The 704-nt window shown below is 28.8% G+C and carries 1 pseudogene; it reads left to right on the top strand.

The features are described from left to right. Positions 1-704, top strand: a pseudogene (locus tag Tmeso_RS15835) (IS3 family transposase); the annotation flags it as partial.

The raw sequence follows: 704 nt of genomic DNA, 5'->3' as shown, positions 1-704 counted from the left end.
AACGAACTTCTAAAAAAGATCGATATGATAGAAAGGATGATGATACCAAAGAAATAAAATTGCTTCCTAAAGACAAGTTCATAATAATACGAGATATAGTAAAAAAATATAAATTGAAAAATATGATTAGTTATCTATGTACTCTGGTTGATGTGTCAAGGTCAGGATATTATAATTATTTTTCTAAGACTGCTATAGAGTCAAGAAATAAGCGAGAGCTTAGTGATAAAGCAGCAAAAGAGTTGATTTTAAAAGCATACAATTTCAAGAATCGCAAAAAAGGTGCACGTCAAATTAAACTGACATTAGAAAATCAGTTTGATATTGTATACAATTTAAAGCGCATCAGAAGAATAATGAAAAAATACAAAATTATATGTCCTATAAGAAAGGCTAATCCTTATAAAAGAATGGCGAAAGCCAATCAAGAGCATAGAATAGTTCCAAATTTATTGAATCGAGAATTTAAACAAAATATACCTGGTAAAGTACTACTTACAGATATAACTTACCTATCATATGGTAATAGTAAGAGAGCATATCTATCTACAATTAAAGATAGCTCTACAAATGAGATACTAGCTTATAATGTATCTACTAGCTTATCGCTAGATATAGCAACTGATACAATACATAAATTAATGAATAATAAAGATATTACGCTTGCCCCAGATGCATTTATTCATTCAGATCAAGGTGCTCAT

It is taken from the genome of Tepidibacter mesophilus, from assembly GCF_002724055.1.
In the GTDB taxonomy this organism is placed as follows: domain Bacteria; phylum Bacillota; class Clostridia; order Peptostreptococcales; family Peptostreptococcaceae; genus Tepidibacter_A; species Tepidibacter_A mesophilus.
Note: the sequence above shows the minus strand (reverse complement) of the source record. Positions and strands in the feature narration are given on the sequence as shown.